Source organism: Pseudomonas sp. 7-41, from assembly GCF_021233075.1.
Classification (GTDB): domain Bacteria; phylum Pseudomonadota; class Gammaproteobacteria; order Pseudomonadales; family Pseudomonadaceae; genus Aquipseudomonas; species Aquipseudomonas veronii.
Map to the genome: position 1 here is coordinate 2,190,403 of NZ_CP089551.1, position 19,938 is coordinate 2,210,340.

The window sequence follows — 19,938 nt, forward strand, 5'->3', positions numbered from 1 at the left end:
GGCTTTGCGTAAAGTTTTTACTATCAAGTGACGGGGGGGCGGATAAACCTGAGTTGCATCGCTCAAGGGTAAAAAACGCTCTCAATCTGCTCTCGTCAGTTGTTCAAGTTGGAAAGGTTCGCTTGTAACCGTGTCGAGGGATAGGCGCCGGGCTTGACGGCTATTGATTGATTTTTCCAGAAAGGAGCTGTGGCTATTATGCGTATTAGTAATTCACAGTTGTTTCCACAAACAATGCCTGAGCCTGCGACTTATCCTCCCAGCCAACCGCCTGTTAATCAGGCGAGAGAGCCAGCGCGCGAGCACGGTTTGCCATGGACCGAGCGCGCACTCGCTTCGGATGCCGCGGCCGCTCGTTCAAGAAGAAATACGCCATCCATGCCTGTAGCGTCTGCGACCACGACGTCAACGCTTAATAAAGTCAGCGATCCGAAACTGGAAATCAAGAAGGTAGCCACATCGCCTAATGGGTTGTATGGCCTGAGTTACTCGCTGTCCGCGCCTGGCGCTGGGTTGAGTAACATTACGTTTCCAATGAGTATCGACGAAGGCCTTCAACGAAAAGGAAGCAAGGACGCAGGGATTTATTATGCGATGCAGTTTGGCGTCAATGATGCGCAAGGTCGGCCTCTTGGCCGTGGCTATATTGGGATGCAGCCGCGCGGGGATGGCAAGGCGCTGATTGTGTTTTCTGGAAACGGTGAGCATTTCAAGGCGCCACAAGGCCGCCCCGAGTTTGATGGGGGAAAAGGCGCCAGTAACAGCACCTTGGTAGATTTTAAATTTGGGAATAAATATAACCTCACGGTAGAACGAGATCCTGAGGATGCCCATAAGTTGAGGGGGTTTATTCAGGACGTTACCGATTCCGACATGCCGGGCCCCAAGCAGCATGTCAAAGATATTTATGTCGATCAGAAGTTTGCCTTGGCTGGCAGAGACAGAGGCTTCGTCGAACATTATGGCGCGAAAATAGACCGAAGTTCGCAGATCGCACCTACTCGCGGTAGTTTCTCCGCCCCCTTTACTACAGACGATAAGGGCAATGTCAGGGTGGGTGAAATCAAGAGTGATGGGCTCTATGGCCGGTACAAGAACTCGATGGTGGGACTGCAGCGGGTGATCAGCGAAGCGGGTAAAGGTAAGGAAATACAATTCTCTTTTCAGGGCGCAGGTTATGAGAAGAAAGCCTGAAGGCGCTGTTGATAGAGCCTGAGTAAGCGTTTCAACGCTACGCCTGTTGGAGTTGCGCCCCTTGAAAAGGTTGGCGATGCAAAAACTCGGAAGGCCCACGCAGGTGAGGATTTCCGGGTTTTCTTCTTGGGCCGCGCTCGCTTTATGGGCGGCCCTCAATCTGGGTTTTCCCGCGCATCGGGATGTGCGTCAGCCGAAGCGGTAGATGTCCATGCCCAGCGCGCCCATGGTGAAGCCTTGGTGCGCCACGCTGAAGTCGCCGCCGGCACCCCGCGCAAAGTAGAGCGGCAGTAAATGTTCATCACTGGGATGGCTGCGCACGGCGTTGGGCGCCTGGCGGCGATAATCGTGCAGCGCGGCTTCGTCGTTGGCGGCAAGCTTGTCCACCATCCAGTCACGAAACGCCCGCGCCCACGGCTCGATGCTTTCGGGCCCGGCGTGCCAATCCAGCTCGCCGAGGTTGTGGGTGATGCTGCCGGAGCCGATCAGCAACACGCCTTGTTCGCGCAGGCTGGCGAGGGCGTGTCCGACCCGGGTCTGCAGGGCAGGGCCCAAACGGCTGGGCAAGGACACCTGCACCACCGGGATATCCGCGGCCGGGTACATCAGCGACAGCGGCACCCAGGCGCCGTGGTCGAAGGGACGGCGCTCATCGATGCGCGCATTCAAGCCATCGGCGTGCAGCAACTCGACAATCTCGCGCGCCAATTGCGGGTCGCCCGGCGCCGGGTATTGCACGGCAAACAACTCGGCCGGAAAGCCGCCGAAGTCATGCCAGGTTTCCGGTGCGGCGTTGCCGCTGACCAGCAATTCCTGGCTTTCCCAATGCGCCGACACCACCACAATCGCCTTCGGCCGTGGCAGTTCAGCTGCCAGGCGCTGCAGGGCCGGGCCGCTGGCACCGGGTTGCAGGGCGAGCATGGGCGAACCATGGGAGATAAACAGAGTGGGGAGCATAAGAAGGGCCCTCAGGGTTAACATGCCCCATCTTCAATCAGATCAATGATCTAAATCTAATATAAGTTTTAGCGCCTTTTGATCGAATTTTCAGGGTGATGTATGGATTCTCAGTTTTGGCGGGAGCGCTGGGCACGTAATCAGATCGGTTTTCACTTGCCCGAGGTCAACCCCTATCTGCAACGGCACTGGCCGCAGTTGGCGGTCGCGCAGGGGGCAAAGGTGCTGGTGCCCTTGTGTGGCAAAAGCCTGGATCTGGTGTGGCTGGCCAGTCAAGGCTGTCGCGTGCTCGGGGTAGAGCTGTCGGAGCAGGCGGTTGAGGCATTCTTCAGTGAGCAGGGGCTGATACCGCGTATCAGCCAACGCGGCGTGTTCAAGGTGTACCAGGCGGATGTGATCGAGGTGTGGTGCGGTGATTTCTTCGCGCTGGACGCGCAGGCGCTGCTCGATTGCACGGCGCTTTATGACCGCGCGGCGTTGATCGCCTTGCCGCCGCTGATGCGGGCGCGCTACACCGAGCACCTCAATACGCTTCTGGGGCCGGGTTGCAAGGGGTTGCTGATTACCCTCGACTACGACCAGACGCAAAAGGCCGGCCCACCGTTTGCGGTGACCGATGATGAGGTGAAGGTGCTGCTGGGGGCGCACTGGGCCCTCGAAGTGCTTGAGGAGCAGGACGTTTTGGGTGAGAGCTGGAAGTTCGTTCAGGACGGCGTAACCCGGCTGGAAGAGCGAGTCTATCGACTCACGAAGCGCTGAGTCCTGGGCGGGTAAGGCGCCCACAAAAAAGGGGCGATCAGATCGCCCCTTTCCGTGTCGCCGCCAAGCGGTCAGCCGCGACGACGCAGTGCGTCAATCCGCTCTTCCAGCGGCGGGTGGCTCATGAACATGCGCGCCAGGCCCTGCTTGATGCCGCCGTTGATGCCAAAGGCGGTCAGGCTGTCCGGCATATGCACCGGCAGGCCCTGTTCGGAGCGCAGGTGCTGCAAGGCTGCAATCATCGCCCCGGTGCCAGCCAGGCGGGCACCGGCTTCGTCCGCGCGAAATTCCCGTTTGCGCGAGAACCACATCACGATCGCGCTGGCCAGGAAGCCCAGCACCAGTTCAGCGAAGATGGTTGCCACGTAGTAGGCAATGCCGCGGCCTTCTTCGTTCTTGAAGATCACCTTGTCGACGAAGTTGCCGATGATTCGCGCGAAGAACATCACGAAGGTGTTCACCACGCCCTGGACCAGCGCCAGGGTGACCATGTCACCGTTCGCCACGTGGCCGATCTCGTGGGCCAGCACCGCCTTGACTTCATCGTAGGAGAAGCGCTCCAGCATGCCCTGGCTCACCGCAACGAGCGCGTCGTTCTTGTTCCAGCCGGTGGCAAAGGCGTTGGCTTCATAGGCCGGGAAGATCCCGACCTCCGGCATCTTGATACCGGCCTCGCGGGACAACTGTTCGACGGTCTGCAGCAACCATTGCTCATGCCGGGTGCGTGGCTGAGTGATGACCTGGGTGCTGGTGCTCATCTTCGCCATCCACTTGGAGATGAACAGCGAGAACAGCGAGCCGGCAAAACCAAAGACCGCACAGAAGATCAGCAGCTGATTGAGGTTCAGATCGACCCCGTTGGCCGCCATGAACCCGTTGAAGCCGAAAAGGCTCAGGGTGATGCTGGCAATCAGCACGACCGCCAGGTTGGTGGCCAAGAACAGCAGGATGCGCATCATGGTTGTAGAGTTCTCCTCATGCTAAATATGTCGCGTACTGCGGGGTATATAAGGTGCGACATGGGGTGATTCAACCGAGCGACTATTTCAAACTGTGTCCTACAGCCTGAATGTAGAGTCTTGAAGGGAATTTCCCACCTGTATTGCCCCGCTTGATCAGCCTCCTGTTGCCTCGCGGCCCTTTGATTATAGGGGGCACGCGCTGGGAGAGGGGCAAACGCAGTGCGGAGCGGGGGCAATGGGCAGAGAAGTGTTGCCAGATACTCGCTGTACGACCAGATCCCGGTCGTACAGCGTCATAGTCGTTACTGGCGATAGGACTTGAGGAAGTTGCCGATGCGACCGATGGCCATGTCCAGGTCATCCACACGCGGCAAGGTCACCACGCGGAAGTGATCCGGCCACGGCCAGTTGAACGCGGTGCCTTGCACCACCAGGAGCTTTTCCGACAGCAGCAGGTCGAGCACGAACTTCTCGTCGTTGAGGATCGGGCAGACTTTCGGGTCGATGCGTGGGAAGGCGTACAGCGCGCCCATCGGCTTCACGCAACTGACGCCGGGAATGTCGTTGAGCAATTCCCAGGTGCGGTTGCGTTGTTCCAACAGGCGGCCCTGAGGCAGCAGCAGATCGTTGATGCTCTGGTAACCGCCCAGCGCAGTCTGGATCGCGTGCTGGCTCGGTACGTTGGCACACAGGCGCATATTGGCCAGCATGTCGATGCCTTCAATGTAGCTCTGGGCGTTGTGCTTGGGCCCGGAGATGGCGACCCAGCCGGAGCGGAAACCCGCCACGCGGTAGGACTTGGACAAGCCGTTGAAGGTCAGGCAGAGCAGGTCCGGCGCGAGGGAGGCGGTGCAGATGTGGACGGCATCGTCGTAGAGGATCTTGTCGTAGATCTCGTCGGAGAACACCACCAGGTTGTGCTGGCGCGCCAGCTCGAGCATGCCCAGCAGCACTTCCCGCGAGTACACGGCGCCGGTCGGGTTGTTCGGGTTGATGATGACCAGCGCCTTGGTGTTCGGGGTGATCTTGGCCTTGATGTCGGCCAGGTCCGGGAACCAGTCGGCGCCTTCGTCGCACAGGTAGTGTACCGGGCGGCCACCGGCCAGGGTCACCGCGGCGGTCCACAGCGGGTAGTCCGGCGCCGGCACCAGCACTTCGTCGCTATTGTTGAGCAAGGCCTGCATCGACATCACGATCAGTTCGGACACGCCGTTGCCCAGGTAGATGTCCTCGATGCCGACACCTTCGACCTGCTTCTGCTGGTAATACTGCATCACCGCCTTGCGCGCACTGAACAGGCCTTTGGAATCGCTGTAGCCCTGGGCGGTGGGCAGGTTGCGGATCACGTCCTGGAGGATTTCGTCCGGCGCTTCGAAACCAAAGGGCGCCGGGTTGCCAATGTTCAGCTTGAGGATGCGATGGCCTTCCTCTTCCAGGCGCTTGGCGTGCTTGAGCACCGGGCCGCGAATGTCGTAGCAGACGTTGGCGAGCTTGTTCGATTTGCTGACCTGCATGGCGATGTGATCCTGAAAATGAACGATCCAGACGGTGCGAAGCCTACCGTGCTGAGAATCCTGCGTTGGTCGCACCCATAAATACGTTTGAATGCCGCTAACGCGGGTGCCAGACTGCCGGGTTGAAGAGGCGCAATCATACGTGCCGCCTGATCCCTGGAAAAGACACAGATCAGGGTTTTTCAGTTGCCGAGGTGTACTGATGGAAAAGCTGCAGAAAACCATTGAAGAATGGAAAGCGATGCTCGATCCGGAGCAATACAACGTGTGCCGCCTGAAGGGCACCGAACGGCCGTTTTCCGGCAAGTACAATGCCACCAAGACCGACGGCGTGTATCACTGCATCTGCTGCAATGAGCCGCTGTTCGATTCTTCCACCAAGTTCGATTCCGGCTGCGGCTGGCCCAGCTTCTACGCACCGATCGCCGACCGCGCGATGATCGAGATCCGCGATGTCAGCCACGGCATGATCCGCACCGAAGTCACCTGCGCCAAGTGCGACGCGCACCTGGGGCATGTGTTCCCGGATGGCCCGCCGCCGACCGGCCTGCGCTATTGCATCAACTCGGTGTGCCTGGACCTCGTGCCGCGCTGAGCCTGAGTCGCCCCTGCGTCTTGCGCGGGGGCGATGTATACCGGGCTATCAGTTTGATCAATTCAATTGCACACAATTGAATTGCTCGCTATGTTTTGCCTTCTTTCTCCTGATCCGAGGCATTGCCATGAGCGACAACCTGCTGAGCATCCCTTGCACCACCATCAAGGGTGAGCAAAAGACCTTGGCCGATTTTGCCGGCAAGGCCATTCTTGTGGTCAACACTGCCAGCAAATGCGGCTTCACCCCGCAGTACAAGGGCCTGGAGCAACTCTGGCAGCAGTACAAGGATCAGGGCCTGGTGGTGCTGGGGTTTCCGTGCAACCAGTTCGGCAAGCAGGAACCGGGCAACGAAGGCGCGATTGCCGAGTTCTGCGAGCTGAATTTCGGCGTCAGCTTCCCGTTGTTCAAGAAGATCGACGTCAATGGTGGCGCTGCCCACCCGCTGTTCGTGCAGTTGAAAAAACGCGCGCCGGGCCTGCTGGGTTCCAAGGGCATCAAGTGGAATTTCACCAAGTTCCTCATCGGTCGCGACGGCCAGGTGGTCAAGCGCTTTGCGCCAACCACCAAACCCCAGGAGTTGACCCAAGAGATCGAAGCCCTGCTCAAATGACCGACCTGCCCACCGTGTCCCTGGCGCTGGACAACCAGTTGTGTTTCAAGCTCTACGCCGCATCGCGCGCGGTGACCCGCGCCTATAAACCGATGCTTGACCAGTTGGGCCTGACCTACCCGCAATATGTGGTGATGCTGGTGTTGTGGGAATGGCACCACGCGACGCCGCCACAGCCCACGGTCAAGGCCTTGGGCGAGCGCTTGATGCTCGATTCGGGCACGCTGACACCGCTGCTCAAGCGCCTGGAGCAGCTTGGGTTGGTGAGGCGCCAGCGCAGCGCGCAGGATGAACGCGAAGTGCATTTGAGCCTGAGCCACGCCGGGGTGCAGTTGCGCGGCCAGGCCCATCAATTGAAAACCCGCTTACTGTGCGACAGCGGTGTCGACCTCAACCAGGCCGATGCCTTGCGCGAGGGGTTGGACCAATTGCTCGCGCAGATCAGAGACTTGTCGTCTTAGGCACCCACAGGTCCAGCAGCGCATTGAGTTCTTCGCGGCGAAACGGTTTGGCCAGGTAGTCATTCATCCCCGCCGCCCGGCAACGCTCGCGTTCTTCCGACAGCGCGTTGGCGGTCAGGGCGACAATGGGCAGGTCCGGCCAGCGCCCGCTGCGACGAATCTGCCGACTGGCCTCGTAGCCATCCATCACCGGCATGTTGCAGTCCATCAACACCATGTCGAAGTGCTGTTCTTCGAGGAACTTGAGCGCTTCGCCACCATGGGCGGCGACGATCACTTCGCAGCCCAACTTGCTGAGCATGCCCTTGGCCACCAGCTGATTGACCGGGTTGTCCTCCACCAGCAGGATGCGTGCCCGGTGGACCAGGGGCGTGGCATCGAGTGCGATCGGGTCGAGGATCAAGTGCGCGTCGCTGCGCAGATTACGTTGCAGGATCTGGTACAGCGCGTTGCGGCTCAAAGGGCGCGCCTGTTGCTGCAACGGCGCCAGGGCCGCGACTTCCTCACTGGGCATGAAATTGCCATAGGCGGTCACCAGCAGGATCGGCGCCGTGATGGCCGGGCGCAGGCGAAACAGGCACTCCGGGCAGTCCGTGATCAGCAAGTCGGGTTTTTTCCCGCTCAAGTCCTCATCGATAGAATAGCAATGCACTGTCAGCCCCCAGTGAGGTAACAGGGTGCTGAGCAGCTCCGCCAGGCCGCTGTCGGCACTGGTGATTGCAATGACTTCGCCCGTCAGCGGCGCGAGCCGGGGCGCGGGTAAATGGGCGGGCAGCGGCAGGTCGGCGCAGAACTGGCTGCCGAAGCCGACTTCCGAACTGATGCTCAGCCGACCGTGCATCGCCTCGCACAGGTTATGGGTCAGCGCCAGGCCCAGGCCGGTGCCGCCAAACTGGCGGGTGATGCCCGCGCCAGCCTGGGTGAACGGCTGGAAGATCTTCACCTGCGCGTCCTGGGCAATGCCGATCCCGGTGTCGCACACTTCGATTTTTACTCGGCCATCCTGGGCGCTGAGGCGCACATCCACGCGGCCGAAGCGCGTGAACTTCAAGGCGTTGGACAGCAGGTTACTGACGATCTGCCGCACACGTGTCGGGTCGCCGAGCACCTGCGCCGGGAACTTCGGGTCGATCAGGCACGTCAGTTCGACACTCGGCGCGGCGTTCTGCGATAACAGGTTGGCGGTGTCTTCCACCAGCGCGCCGAGGTCGAACGGGATGCGCTCCAGCTCCAACTGGCCCGCGTCGAACTTGGACAGGTCGAGGATATCGTTGAGCAGTTCCACCAGCACCTTGCCGGAATCATGGGCGATCGACAGTTGCTGGCGCTGCTCGGCGTTGAGCAGGCTGTCCAGCGACAGCGCGATCATGCCCAGCAACCCATTGAGCGGCGTGCGGATTTCGTGACTCATATTGGCCAGGAACGCCGCCCGCGCCTGAGCCATGCCCAGCGCGTTCATTTTTGCTGCTTCCAACTCATCGTTGGACTGGCTCAAGCGCTGGTTGCTGGCCTTGAGCTCCAGCGTGCGCGCCGAGACGATGTTTTCCAGTTGTCCCAGGTACTCGGTGAGGCGGTCCTCGGCGTGACGGCGCTGCTGGATCTCGGTTTCCAGGGTGTCGAATTGCTGGTTGGCCACGTTGACCAGCACGCCGATTTCATCGTGCTCGTGCCCCGGCGGGCAATCCAGGCGTGTCTGCCTGCGCGTGCTCAGCTCGCGAATGATGCGTACCAGCGGTTGGGTCAGCATCACATAGAACAGGCCCAGCAGGATCCCGGTCAGCAGCAGGCTGCGCACAAATCCGTTGATCAGGGTGACCTCGGCGCGGTGCAGGAAGCGGCTGCCAAAGGCGTAGGTGTCTACGTCGAGGCGCAGCACGCCAAGGGATTCGTTGGGCATATGGCTGAGGAACAGCCGGTCTTCAAACTGGCGGTTGGCGCCGAACAGGAAATCGCTGACGGGCCGGTAGGGGCTTTCTTTGCGCGGCCGTCCGACGTCGGCCAGTACCACGCCGTTGTTGTCGGTCAACCGCGCCTGAATGATGGCGGGGGAGTGCAACAGGCCGAGGGTCAGCTCCTGGGCCAGCTCGGCGTCGATGTTGTAGGCGATGCGCGACGCCGGGTTATGGCTGATTTCAATCAGCGAACGAATTTCACGGTTGATGGATGCGTCTTCGCTGGCATAATCAATGCCGATCTGGATCAGGCTGAGCAAGGTTCCCAAGACGAAACCGACCAGCACAGTCAATCTGGCTTGTTTATAAGACAAGCGGTGGGCGAACTTGATATCCATCGAGTGTTGAACCACTTCACGTTTCCCTTCGCCCGGCAAGCATAGCTGAACATCCACAGGTTCAGGCTTGCCCGGCACGAATCGTCAGTTTTAGAGGTGCAGCCCGGAGCGCTCGGCCGCAGGGTTGCCAATACGCCATCTTTTACAAGAACTTGCCAGAGGAATAGTCGTGGATTCTCGATTGAATGCCTTTCTTGAGCGTGCCGATGCCGTACTCGCGCGCCTGGAACCCCTGTTGCCAGCCCCGCGCCAAACCATCGACTGGAACCAATGCCTTGCGGCCCGTTGGCAGCGTGAGGGTCGCAGCGGCTTCCTGCTGCCGCTGGAGGTCAGCCTGGACATGCGTCTGTCCGACCTGATCGGTGTGGACAAGCAGCGTGAAACATTGGCGCGCAACACCCAACAGTTCCTCGACGGCCTGCCCGCCAACCATGCGTTGCTGTGGGGCTCGCGCGGCACGGGGAAATCGTCGATGGTGCGCGCCTTGCTCGCCCAGCACGCCAGCGCCGGTTTGCGCTTGATCGAAATCGAACGCGATCACCTCGCCGACCTGCCGCGTGTGGTCGAACAACTGCTCAAGCTGCCGCAGCGTTTCATTCTGTTCTGCGATGACCTGTCGTTCGAGGCCGGTGAAGGCGATTACCGCGTGCTCAAGAGCGTGCTGGACGGTTCCCTGGAACAGGCGCCGGAAAACGTGCTGCTGTATGCCACGTCCAACCGTCGTCACCTGGTGCCGGAAAACCAGAGCGACAACGATAACTGGAAACGCGTGGATGGCGAGCTGCACCCGAGTGAGGCGGTGGAAGACAAGATCGCCTTGTCCGACCGTTTTGGCCTGTGGCTGTCGTTCTACCCATTCACCCAGGAACATTTCCTGAACGTGGTGGAACACTGGATCGGCGAGCTGGCGCGCAAGGCCGGCCTGCAGTGGCAGCGTGATGAAGACCTCGATATCCTCGCCGTGCGCTGGGCCACCGGGCGTGGCAACCGCAACGGCCGTTGCGCGTATCAATTCGCCCGTTACTGGGTGGGCCTCAAATTGCTGGAGCGTCAACCATGATCGATTTGCAGCAGGCCGGCAGCGGTCTGGATGGCTATGCCATGTTGTGTGCGCAGTTGGAGTCGCTGCTGGCCGATGAGCGCGATTTCATCGCCAACAGCGCGCAGTTCTCTGCGTTTTTGTTCAATCAGTTGGATGACTTGAACTGGGCCGGTTTCTACCTCAACCGTCACGAAGAGTTGGTGTTGGGGCCGTTCCAGGGGCAGATCGCGTGTGTACGCATTCCGTTCGGGCGTGGCGTGTGCGGTGCGGCGGCCGCGTCGCGCCAGACCCAGCGGGTGGAAGATGTGCATGCGTTCCCGGGGCATATCGCCTGTGACAGCGCATCGAACAGTGAACTGGTGGTGCCGCTGGTCAAGGATGGCCGACTGATTGGCGTCCTCGACCTCGACAGCCCGTCGCTGGCCCGGTTTACCGCGCAAGACCAGGTTGGTATCGAGCAGTTGGCGGCGATTTTCCTGCGCCTGACCGACTGCTGACCGACCGTTGCGGGGGCGGGCCGTGCGGCGCGCTCCTGCCTATCCTGGAGAGCCCAGGCCGTTGAGTTGCATGTGCAGCAGGCGCTCCAGTTCCAGCATGCACTTTTCCAGGGTCTTGATGCCGGTTTCGATCACCGCCCGATCATCGCCGCGGGCGCAGGCCTGCTCCAGCGCTTCGCATTGCGCCGCCAGTACACTGGCCTGGACGATACGCGCGGCGCCCTTGATCTTGTGGGCCTGCTCGATGATGTCCTGCAGTGAAGCCTGCTGGGCCCACAACGTGACCAATATCTGGCGATCGTGACAACTGCTGCTCAGCAGTTCCTCAAGCAGCCGCCGAGTCAGTTGCGGATCGCCGCCCGTTAGCGCATCCAGGTGGCTGAGGTCGAGTCGCGGGCCGGACGGCTGCGGCGCGATCTGCGCCAGTTGCCGTTCCAGCGCCGTGAGGCTGATCGGTTTGAACAGGCAGTCGTTCATCCCGGCTTCGGCGCAGCGCAGCTTCTCTTCGGGCTGGGCGTTGGCGGTAAACCCCAGGACCACGCAGGGTGTCAGTTGCTCCCGCTGCTCATACTCACGGATCGAGCGGCTTAACTCATAGCCATTCATGATGGGCATGTTGCAGTCGGCGATCACCAGGTCGAAGTGTGCCTGGCGCCAGGCCTGGAACCCGGCGGCGCCATGTTGGGCTGCGGTGAACTGGTGGCCCAGGTAACCCAGTTGCTGGCACATCAGCAGGCGATTCGCCGGATGATCATCCACCACCAGCACGTTGAGCACCGGCGCCGGTGCGGGCGCAGCCGGCAGGGGTTCATCCGCGGCCTGGATGGGCTGCAGGCAGTTCATCTTCAGGCTGACATGCACCTGGGTGCCGACCATGGGCACGCTGCTCAGGCTCAGTTGCCCGCCCATCATCGCGCACAGGCTGCGGCAGATCACCAGCCCCAGGCCCGCGCCGCTGCGGGCCAATTGCCCGGAATTGTCGGCCTGGGCAAAGGGTTCGAACAGGCGCAACTGGTCGTCGCGGCTGATGCCGATCCCCGTGTCTTCGACCACCAGCTTCATTTCGACCTGCTGTGCCAATTCGGTGGCTTGCACCTGCACCTTGATCTTTACCTGCCCGCGCTCGGTGAACTTGATCGCATTGCTCACCAGGTTGGACAGCACCTGCTTGAAGCGCAGCGGGTCGATCAGCACGTCGGTGTCATCGAGTTCGGGCTTGAACTCCAGCAGCAAACTCAGGGTTTTCTGGCGTGCCAGGCCGTCGAACACCCGCACCACCGACTCGATCACTTCCCGCAGGTTCACACGCTCCGGTGCCAGGCTCAGGCGGCCGGATTCGATCCGCGCGATGTCCAGAATATCGCCGATCAGCTCCAGCAGGTCCTTGGCCGAGTGGTAGGCCACTTCGATCGCCGGGCGGTCGAGATGCCCCTGGTCGGCGCGCTTGAGGGTCAGTTCGAGCATGCCGATCACCGCGTTCATCGGGGTGCGGATTTCGTGGCTCATGGTTGCCAGAAAGGTGCTCTTGGCACGGTTGGCTTCGTCGGCACGTTCCTTGGCGGCGCGCAGCTCATCGAACAGCTGGCGTCGTTCGCTGATGTCGATCCAGCCGCCGATGATGCCCTGGACTTCGCCGGTGGAGTCGCGGTAGGGCAGTATCCAGTGGTAGATCGTCAGTTTTTTGCCATTGATGAGCAGGGTGCGATCAAGGATCAGCGGGTTGCCCTCGGCGACCACGCGCAGATAGTCGGCGTGATACTGAGCCGCTTCGGTTGCCTGGGCCGTGCTCATCTGCATCACACTTTTGCCGATGACCTCTTCGCGCTTGACGTCGAACACCTGCAGGTAGCTGTCGTTGCAGGTCTGCAACAGGCCGTTGCGGTCGCGGACATAGATCGGGTGCGGCGTTTCGTTGACCAGTGCGCGCATGAATTCGAACTGGTCGTTGAGGGCCCGTTCGGCCATCTTGCGGTGCTTGATCTCCCGGCGCATGTAGGCGTTCCAAGTCAGGGAAATCAGCAGCAGCAGGCCGGTGACGAGGATGATCTGGGCAATCAGGTGGTGGTAGTTGCGCCAGTAGCTGTCGGAGGCGGCGGCGTAGCCTCGCCAACGGCTGTTGATCACCCCGAGCTCATCGGGGGCGATGCTCAGCAGCGCCTTGTCGAGGATCGCGCTCAACTCGGTGGCACCCCGTGACGTGGCCAGCGCAAAGACTGCGGGGAGGGTGCCGATGCTGCCGCTGATCTGCAGTTTGTCCTGAAACACTTGGGAGGACAGGAAATAGTTGGCGACCACCAACGAGTTCACCGCGCCTTCCACATGCCCCTGGGCCAGGAGTTCCGAGGCCTTGAAGGTATCACTGGTTTCCACCAGGCGAATGTGCGGGAAATCCTTGCGCAGAAGGCTTTCCAGAGGGTTGCCTTGGGTGATCGCCAGGCGCTTGCCTGCCATCTGTTCAAGATTCGATGGGGCGTTGGGTTCCTTGCGCGTGAGCAATACGTAGGAGTTTTCCAGATAGGGACGACTGAAGTTCAGTTGAGCTTCCCGTTCCGTGCTGGGAATGATGGCGCCGATGAGGTCGGCTTTGCCGGTATCGATTTGCTCGATCATCGCGTTGACATCGCGTGCGCGCAGGATCTCGAAGCGCAACCCGGTGCGCAGGCGGATCAGCTCCAGGAGGTCGGCGGTGATGCCGCGGAAGTTGCCGTCGGCATCGAAGAAGGTCAATGGCGCGAAGGTTTCGTTGGCGATTACCCGGACCACCGGGTGCGTCTTCAGCCAGCGTTCTTCGCGTTGCGTCAGCTGCAGTTTTTGCGCGGTGAGCAGGATGTCGCTGCCCGCACTCCAGCGTTTGGCAATGCTCTCCTGCTCATTGGTCGGCACCGCCGCCAGCACCGCGTTGAGGATGCTCAAGAGGGTGTGCTGGTCCTGGCGCACGGCAAAGCTGAAACCATAGGCTTCGTGCTTGCCGAAGTTGGCCATGCGGATATTTTTAAGATAGCCCTTGTTGATCATGTAATGGGTGGAAATGGTATCGCCGAGAAACACATCCGCCTGGTCGAATGCCACTGCATTCAGGGCGTTCTGATAAGAGGGGTAGGTGTGGATGATCGCCTCGGGATACAGCTTCTCGACTTCGCCCAGCGGCAGGTAGTGATAGACCAGGCTCAGGCGCAGCCCGGCCAGGCCCTCACTGAGGCTGCGGGTTTCGCCCTCGCGTGTCACCAGCACTGGCTGGTCCACGGCATACGGTGCTGAAAGGGTGAGCAGCGGGTTGGTGGCCTCAAAGCCATTGGACGAGCCCAGCAGGTCGATTTCACCGGCTTCAAGCGCCTGGATGGAGGCTTCCCGGTTGGGGTAGCGCAGCACCCTGACGGGGAGCGCCAGCGCCTTGGCCAACAGCCCGGCGTAATCGGCCGTGAGCCCCTCATAGTCGCGTCCGCTGGCCGTGAGGTCGAAGGGCGGGTAGTCGGGAGCTGCCGCGCCGAGCACCAGTTCGCGTTTGTTCTGCAGCCACTGGCGTTGCGTCTTGTCCAGTTGAGTGTCCAGTTGAACGGCGCCTGCGCGGCTCAATAAGGTGAAGTGTTCCGGTTCCGTTTGAGCAGCGAGCACAGAGGTGCTCAAGCACACGCCTGCGCTCAATATGATCAGATAGTCCTTTATACGCCTGGGCATCCGCTTTCTCACACTAGCGCGTTTCGTTTTGCCAACTCGATAAGTTCTACCAAGGACTTGGCTTTGAGTTTTTGCATAAGCCTCTTTTTGTAGGTGCTGACGGTTTTGTTACTGAGAAACATACCTTTGGCAATTTCCTTGTTGGTGCGACCTTGTGCAAAAAGTTGCAAGACCATTAATTCGCGATCATTCACTGCCTTGAACAGTTCCAGTTCCTGGGAATTACTGTCCGGGCCGCAGGCGTTCAATGCCTGGCTGGGGAAGTAGTTGTAGCCGGATAATACAGCGCGGATGGCACTCAGCAGTTCACTCAGGTCGCCCTCTTTGCACACATAGCCGTCGGCGCCCGAGCGCATGCAGCGGGTGGCGAACAGGGTTGGGCATTGGGCCGTCAGAATCAGGGTTTTCATCGAAGTATTCATTGCGTTAAATCGGCACAGCACTTCGAGGCCATCAAGTTTTGGAATACTGATATCCAGAATGATCAGGTCTGGAAGGCATTCGCGAACCATTTGTATTGCATCACAACCGTTATCCGTTTCGCCGACGACTTTATAGCCTTCGTGTTCCAACAACATACGAATCGCCAGCCTGATAACAGGATGGTCATCAATGATGAAAACTGTGTTCATAATCACATTCCATGCAAGTGCAAATAAAGCGGGCACATTAGCTCAGAAGGCGAGGCGGGAGCATGGAGGTGAGGGGGCGTAGATACAGAACAGGAATATTCCTACATTAAAAAAGGTATTTCCTTACGATCTATCAAGGCTTTGTGGACGTCTGTTTCAGAATTCGGTCGGCGATGCGGGTTCGGGCCTTGGCCCACCGGTTAAGCGGTTATTGTGGTGAGTTTTTCCTATGTGGAGATGTTTAAATTCCTACATTTACAGCGGGCTTATCAGCGTCATTAGTTCGTCCCGGTTTAACGGTTTTGATAAATAACCAAGTAACGGCAAGTTACGTTGTAAGGCTTGAGTCTTCAGATTCGCCAGTTCGGGCAGGGGGAGGCCGCTCAGCAGGATCGCCCCTGCGATAAACCCCCGCCGACCGGCGATTTCGACTAACTCAAGCCCGGGCAGATCTGGCAGGCATTGGTCGCACAGCATGAGGTCGAAGGGCCGTTCGGACTGGGTCATCAAGCGGATCGCCTGTTCGGCGTTTTCCGCCAGGGTCAGGTGCTCGAAGCCGAAGCTGTTGAGCAGGCACTGGGTTGCCAGGAGCTGAAAGGGGTGATCCTCCACCAACAGGATGCGAAGGCAATTCTTGAACATAGGAAGGGCACACGGTGAGTCAAGCGGCGATTGGGCGGGGCGTAGGAAGGCGCCCTATGCCCTTTAAGAGCGTGCGTGATTATTCATCGGGTGTTTGTACTGATTCGATCAGGCCGCTCTGTTCCCTTCGTAGGTAGATTCTGTTCAGGCAACAGGCAGCTGGATCAGTCATCTATTGCGGGCTGGAACGCCCGGTCATTTCCCGCGCCATCTCGGTGGCGTAGCTGTCGGTCATGCCGGCGATGAAATCGATCATCCGCAGGAACGAGGCGTGCAGCGACCAGGCCGGGTCGGGGGCACTGTTGCCCAGCAGGTCGAGGATGCGCCGGTTCTTGAACGACGGCGTGCGCCCGCCGTGCTGTTCAAGCGCCGCCCCGCAGAAGGCGTTGAGGAGGATTTCCAGGGTGGTGTAGGCGCCGATTTCATGCAGGGTCTTGCGCTTGTCCTGGAAGATTTTCTTGCGCGCCATGTCCTTGGCATCCAGCACGCAGCGTTTGGCGGGGCCGTGCATATGCTCGACCAGATCACCGTGCAAGGTGCCGGCGAGCAAGGCGTCCTGTTGTTCGACGAAAGCGCGTGCGGCGGCGTTGGTCAGGTGTTCGATGGCTTTGCCGCGCAGGATCGCCAGTTTGCGCCGCCGTGAATCCTGGGCGCCCAGTTGCCGGTAGGTTTGCGGCAGGTCGTCGCCGACCAGGTCGAGCAGCAGCGACTCGACTTCGGCATATTGCAGCAAGTCCATTTCCAAGCCGTCTTCCAGGTCGATCAGCGCGTAGCAGATGTCGTCCGCGGCCTCCATCAAGTACACCAGCGGATGGCGCGCCCAGCGTTGTTCTTCCAGTTGCGGCAGGCCGAGCTTGTGGGCGATCTGCTCAAGGATCGGCAGTTCGCTCTGGTAGCAGCCGAACTTGTGTTTCTTGTAGCCCAGGGAGTCGGCATGGCGGGCGGTCCACGGGTATTTCAGGTAGGTGCCCAAGGTCGCGTAGGTCAGCCGCGTGCCGCCGTCGAACTGGTGGTATTCCAGCTGGGTCAGCACCCTGAAGCCCTGGGCGTTGCCTTCGAAATTGAGGAAGTCATTGCGCTCGGCCACGCTCATGTCGTCCAGCCAGCCGCGCCCGGCGGCCTGCTGGAACCAATGGCGGATGGCGTCTTCGCCGGAGTGTCCGAAGGGCGGGTTGCCGATGTCGTGGGCCAGGCAGGCCGATTGCACCACCATGCCCAGGTCGCTCGGGTCGCACCACTCGGGCAGGGCGCTGCGCAGGGTTTCGCCCACGCGCATGCCGAGGGAGCGGCCGACGCAGCTGACTTCCAGGGAGTGGGTCAGACGGGTGTGGATATGGTCGTTGCTCGACACCGGGTGGACTTGAGTCTTGCGCCCCAGGCGGCGGAACGCGCCGGAGAAAATGATGCGGTCATGGTCTTTGTGAAACGGGCTACGGCCCAATTCTTCCGGGCTGTGCAGGGGCTTTCCAAGACGTTCGCGAGTCAGCAGGGTGGGCCAATCCAAGGCGGGTACTCTCCGTGCGGTGAATGACTCGCCCAGCTTCCCGGTTCCGGGTGGGCGGAGCAAGCGAAAATCTACAGGCCGACCGCGTCGATATCGATTAACAGCAAGCGCTGACCGTTATCGAAGAATTGTCCGGCGGTCAGGCAATACTGGTTGGTGGTGGCGTCGCGGTAGGTCGAAGACAGCGTCAAACGGCGCTCGTCCCAGCCTTCGGCCAGCAGATGATAGAAATACGGGCGCCACGACCAATTGTGGCCGAGGTAGCGGCTGTCGGCTTGCCAGGCGTCCTGGCGCCATTCGAAATTGGGGGTCAGTTGGGTGCCATGCCGGTCGCACTGGTAGAACCGCAGCAGCCAGGGATAATCCGGCAATTGCGGCAAATGGCTCAGCGGCGCCTGGCCCTGGGCCCAGGTCTGGAGGATTTTCATCAGTTCGGCCAGTTGTTGGCGCAATTGCATGATGCGTCCGCGTTCGGCGAGTTTTTTCTGCACGTAGGCGCCACGCAGTTGGGCGAAGCGCGGCACGAAAGCATCGGTGGCGAACCAGTCCAGTTGCGCCTGGGCAAACAGATAACCCTGCACATACCGCGAGCCGCATTCCAGCGCAAAACTCAACTGCGCCTCGGTCTCCACCCCTTCGGCAATGATCCAGCAGCCGGTTTTTTCCGCCATTTGCGCCAGTGCCCGCACCACTTCACTGCTGGGGCCCCCTTTGGCGGCCTCCTGAAACAGGCGCATGTCCAGCTTGAGAATGTCCGGCTGCAACGCCAGCACGCGGTCGAGCTGCGAATAGCCGGCGCCGAAGTCATCGATGGCGATGCGCGCGCCGGCCTCGCGATAGCGCGCCACCACGTCGGCCAGGCGCTGGATATCGCCGCCCAGTTCAGTGATCTCGAACACGATGCGCTGTGGATCGACGCCGTGGGCCTGCACCTGTTGCAAACTGGGCAGGGCCTGGCCGGCGCGCAGGCGATTGATCCAGCGCGGCGAGATATTCAGGCTCAGAAACCAGTCCTGCGGTACCTCGTGCAGACGGCTCAAGGCGTTGTCGCGGATCTGTCGGTCCAGGCGCCGCAAGGCCACGCCTGAGGTGCGCGGGTCGGCGAACAACGGGCCGACCGACAGCAGGCGACCGTCAGCCTGGCGCAGGCGGCCGAGAGCCTCGACGCCGGCGATGCGCCCGGTGGCGGTGTCGATGAAGGGTTGGAAGCAGGCGAGCGGTTGCCCGTCGATCACGGGGCCTCCTTAAAAACGTTGGCAACAAAGTGCCCGGCCCTCGTTGACGAGGGCCGGGCCGATTCTGTTTGCAAGAATGCAGCCAGCAGGCCTCAACCTTTGCGTGAGGCGCCCTGCATGGCTAATTTGATCAGTGGGATCAAACCGGCGCCCAGTCGCACCAGGCGGGTCAGGCTGCTGAGACTGCCGCCCTTGGCGCCCTTGCCGGTAAAGAAGCCGATCAGCGTCACTGCGGCCACGCCCCACAGCGGCGCATGCTTGATGCCCAGGCTGTCCTGCCAGTGCTGGCCCATGTTGCGCACCTTATTCAGGGGCGCCATCAGTTGCTGGGACTCGTGGCGGATTTCCTGGCGGTGCATTTCCATGCGCAGGCGGATCAATGCCTTGCGCATTTCCCGGCGCGAGTTGGTGGGTGGGATTTCAGTCAGGCTCATGGCAGCAGGCGCTCCCGGTCATTGGCCAGCTCTTCGAGGGTGGCGTGGAACGGCGTGGACTCATCGAACACCGCCGCCTTCAAGCGCACACCGCAGAATGCAGCGGCCAGGGTATAGAACACGCAGAGGCAGATGATTCCGGTCAGGCGGTAGCCGGTGTCCCACACCAGAATCATCACCAATGTCGACAACCCCACCAGCAACAGCAGGGCAAACACCAGGGCCAGCCCGGCAAACAGCAGCAGGCTGACGGTGCGCGCTTTCTGCTCCTGCAGCTCGATGCCGAACAGTTCGACATGGCTGTGCAGCAAGCCCAGTACGGCTGCGCCCAGGCGTCGGGACGTTGAACTTGGGCCCGTGGACGAGCCGGATTCGCCGATAGACATAGGATTAGCGCCTTGTAGCCAACAGACCGATCAAGAAGCCCACGCCAGCGGCAATGCCCACTGATTGCCAAGGGTTGGCCTGCACATAATCTTCGGTCGCGGTGACGGCGGCCTTGCTGCGGTCGCGCAGGGAGTCTTCGGTCAGTTGCAGGGTTTCACGGGCCTTGAGCAGGCTGTCGTGGATCTTGGCGCGCAGCTCGTCGGCCTGGTCACCGGCCAGGATGGCGGTGTCGTCCAGCAACTTTTCAGTATCACTGACCAGCGTTTGAAAATCCGCCATCAGTATTTCTTGAGCCGTCTGTGCTGTTTTGCTGGCCATGGTTATCTCCGTGAGTGGCTGATCGGTACGTGTGGTTTCGAGTCACCGGTATCGGTGAAGGTTCATTGCAAATGACTGGTACAGCTTTTGCTTTGCCTTGGTGCGCAGGCCCCTGGGTCTGCGCTGAATCTGGGCGGTTGGGCCGCAAACCGGTGAAAACCTTACCCTATATAACTGAAACTCGCGGAAAAACCCTGTCGGGAATGGCCGGTTGTGCTGATCGCTGC

19 protein-coding genes are annotated in these 19,938 nt (G+C 60.5%); 7 read left to right on the forward strand and 12 right to left on the reverse strand.

Annotated elements, in window-relative coordinates; all coding sequences use genetic code 11:
• Positions 1-198: 198 nt before the first annotated feature.
• Positions 199-1,194: a hypothetical protein gene (locus LQ249_RS09905; RefSeq protein ID WP_232566428.1), complete on the forward strand. Its 996-nt coding sequence runs from the start codon at positions 199-201 to the stop codon at positions 1,192-1,194.
• Between the two features lie 189 nt (positions 1,195-1,383).
• Here LQ249_RS09905 and LQ249_RS09910 read toward each other — a convergent pair whose 3' ends face one another.
• The gene (locus LQ249_RS09910) at positions 1,384-2,151 is read right to left on the reverse strand and encodes a DODA-type extradiol aromatic ring-opening family dioxygenase (RefSeq protein WP_232566429.1); all 768 of its coding nucleotides are present in this window, start codon (positions 2,149-2,151) and stop codon (positions 1,384-1,386) included.
• 102 nt (positions 2,152-2,253) lie between these two features.
• Between LQ249_RS09910 and LQ249_RS09915 the strand changes: the two genes are divergently transcribed.
• A complete protein-coding gene (locus LQ249_RS09915) occupies positions 2,254-2,910 on the forward strand; it encodes a thiopurine S-methyltransferase (protein ID WP_126587923.1) in 657 nt (218 codons plus the stop codon).
• A 71-nt stretch (positions 2,911-2,981) separates the two neighbouring features.
• Here the strand turns inward: LQ249_RS09915 and htpX are convergent, their stop codons facing one another.
• On the reverse strand, positions 2,982-3,869 hold the full coding sequence (htpX, locus tag LQ249_RS09920) for a protease HtpX (protein ID WP_017849408.1): 888 nt from the start codon (positions 3,867-3,869) through the stop codon (positions 2,982-2,984).
• A 305-nt stretch (positions 3,870-4,174) separates the two neighbouring features.
• Positions 4,175-5,386 (reverse strand): pyridoxal phosphate-dependent aminotransferase, encoded by a 1,212-nt coding sequence (locus LQ249_RS09925; protein WP_017849409.1) that lies wholly within the window; start codon positions 5,384-5,386, stop codon positions 4,175-4,177.
• A 202-nt stretch (positions 5,387-5,588) separates the two neighbouring features.
• Between LQ249_RS09925 and msrB the strand changes: the two genes are divergently transcribed.
• The 3 genes from msrB to LQ249_RS09940 all read left to right on the forward strand — a co-directional run bounded on the left by msrB (position 5,589) and on the right by LQ249_RS09940 (position 7,055).
• On the forward strand, positions 5,589-5,981 hold the full coding sequence (msrB, locus tag LQ249_RS09930; RefSeq protein WP_134939760.1) for a peptide-methionine (R)-S-oxide reductase MsrB: 393 nt from the start codon (positions 5,589-5,591) through the stop codon (positions 5,979-5,981).
• Between the two features lie 127 nt (positions 5,982-6,108).
• Positions 6,109-6,594: a glutathione peroxidase gene (locus LQ249_RS09935; RefSeq protein WP_017849411.1), complete on the forward strand. Its 486-nt coding sequence runs from the start codon at positions 6,109-6,111 to the stop codon at positions 6,592-6,594.
• Positions 6,591-7,055: a MarR family winged helix-turn-helix transcriptional regulator gene (locus tag LQ249_RS09940; RefSeq protein ID WP_046384229.1), complete on the forward strand. Its 465-nt coding sequence runs from the start codon at positions 6,591-6,593 to the stop codon at positions 7,053-7,055. The genes LQ249_RS09935 and LQ249_RS09940 overlap by 4 nt, the downstream gene beginning before the upstream one ends.
• On the opposite strand, the gene LQ249_RS09945 is transcribed toward LQ249_RS09940, so the two are convergent.
• Positions 7,036-9,345: a hybrid sensor histidine kinase/response regulator gene (locus tag LQ249_RS09945; RefSeq protein WP_232566430.1), complete on the reverse strand. Its 2,310-nt coding sequence runs from the start codon at positions 9,343-9,345 to the stop codon at positions 7,036-7,038. The genes LQ249_RS09940 and LQ249_RS09945 overlap by 20 nt on opposite strands.
• A 169-nt stretch (positions 9,346-9,514) precedes the next feature.
• Here LQ249_RS09945 and LQ249_RS09950 point away from each other — a divergent pair, with 169 nt between their 5' ends.
• Together LQ249_RS09950 and LQ249_RS09955 are read left to right on the forward strand one after the other, a co-directional pair.
• The gene (locus LQ249_RS09950) at positions 9,515-10,405 is read left to right on the forward strand and encodes an ATP-binding protein (RefSeq protein WP_026140337.1); all 891 of its coding nucleotides are present in this window, start codon (positions 9,515-9,517) and stop codon (positions 10,403-10,405) included.
• Positions 10,402-10,884: a GAF domain-containing protein gene (locus LQ249_RS09955; RefSeq protein WP_017849415.1), complete on the forward strand. Its 483-nt coding sequence runs from the start codon at positions 10,402-10,404 to the stop codon at positions 10,882-10,884. The genes LQ249_RS09950 and LQ249_RS09955 overlap by 4 nt, the downstream gene beginning before the upstream one ends.
• 39 nt (positions 10,885-10,923) lie before the next feature.
• On the opposite strand, the gene LQ249_RS09960 is transcribed toward LQ249_RS09955, so the two are convergent.
• From LQ249_RS09960 to LQ249_RS09995, 8 genes are all read right to left on the reverse strand, one after another.
• Positions 10,924-14,559, reverse strand: coding sequence for a transporter substrate-binding domain-containing protein (locus tag LQ249_RS09960; RefSeq protein WP_201022051.1), 3,636 nt, complete (start codon positions 14,557-14,559; stop codon positions 10,924-10,926).
• An 8-nt stretch (positions 14,560-14,567) separates the two neighbouring features.
• Positions 14,568-15,191, reverse strand: coding sequence for a response regulator transcription factor (locus LQ249_RS09965; protein WP_017849417.1), 624 nt, complete (start codon positions 15,189-15,191; stop codon positions 14,568-14,570).
• A 255-nt stretch (positions 15,192-15,446) separates the two neighbouring features.
• Entirely contained in the window at positions 15,447-15,833 is a 387-nt protein-coding gene (locus tag LQ249_RS09970) for a response regulator (RefSeq protein WP_017849418.1), read from the reverse strand.
• A 172-nt stretch (positions 15,834-16,005) separates the two neighbouring features.
• The gene (locus LQ249_RS09975; protein WP_017849419.1) at positions 16,006-17,337 is read right to left on the reverse strand and encodes a deoxyguanosinetriphosphate triphosphohydrolase; all 1,332 of its coding nucleotides are present in this window, start codon (positions 17,335-17,337) and stop codon (positions 16,006-16,008) included.
• Between the two features lie 71 nt (positions 17,338-17,408).
• Positions 17,409-18,572, reverse strand: coding sequence for an EAL domain-containing protein (locus LQ249_RS09980; protein ID WP_057003720.1), 1,164 nt, complete (start codon positions 18,570-18,572; stop codon positions 17,409-17,411).
• A gap of 92 nt (positions 18,573-18,664) precedes the next feature.
• Positions 18,665-19,006, reverse strand: coding sequence for a hypothetical protein (locus tag LQ249_RS09985; RefSeq protein ID WP_017849421.1), 342 nt, complete (start codon positions 19,004-19,006; stop codon positions 18,665-18,667).
• Positions 19,003-19,392, reverse strand: coding sequence for a phage holin family protein (locus LQ249_RS09990; RefSeq protein WP_017849422.1), 390 nt, complete (start codon positions 19,390-19,392; stop codon positions 19,003-19,005). Before LQ249_RS09990 ends, LQ249_RS09985 begins: the two co-directional genes overlap by 4 nt.
• A gap of 4 nt (positions 19,393-19,396) precedes the next feature.
• Positions 19,397-19,711: a DUF883 family protein gene (locus LQ249_RS09995; protein WP_017849423.1), complete on the reverse strand. Its 315-nt coding sequence runs from the start codon at positions 19,709-19,711 to the stop codon at positions 19,397-19,399.
• Positions 19,712-19,938: the final 227 nt, after the last annotated feature.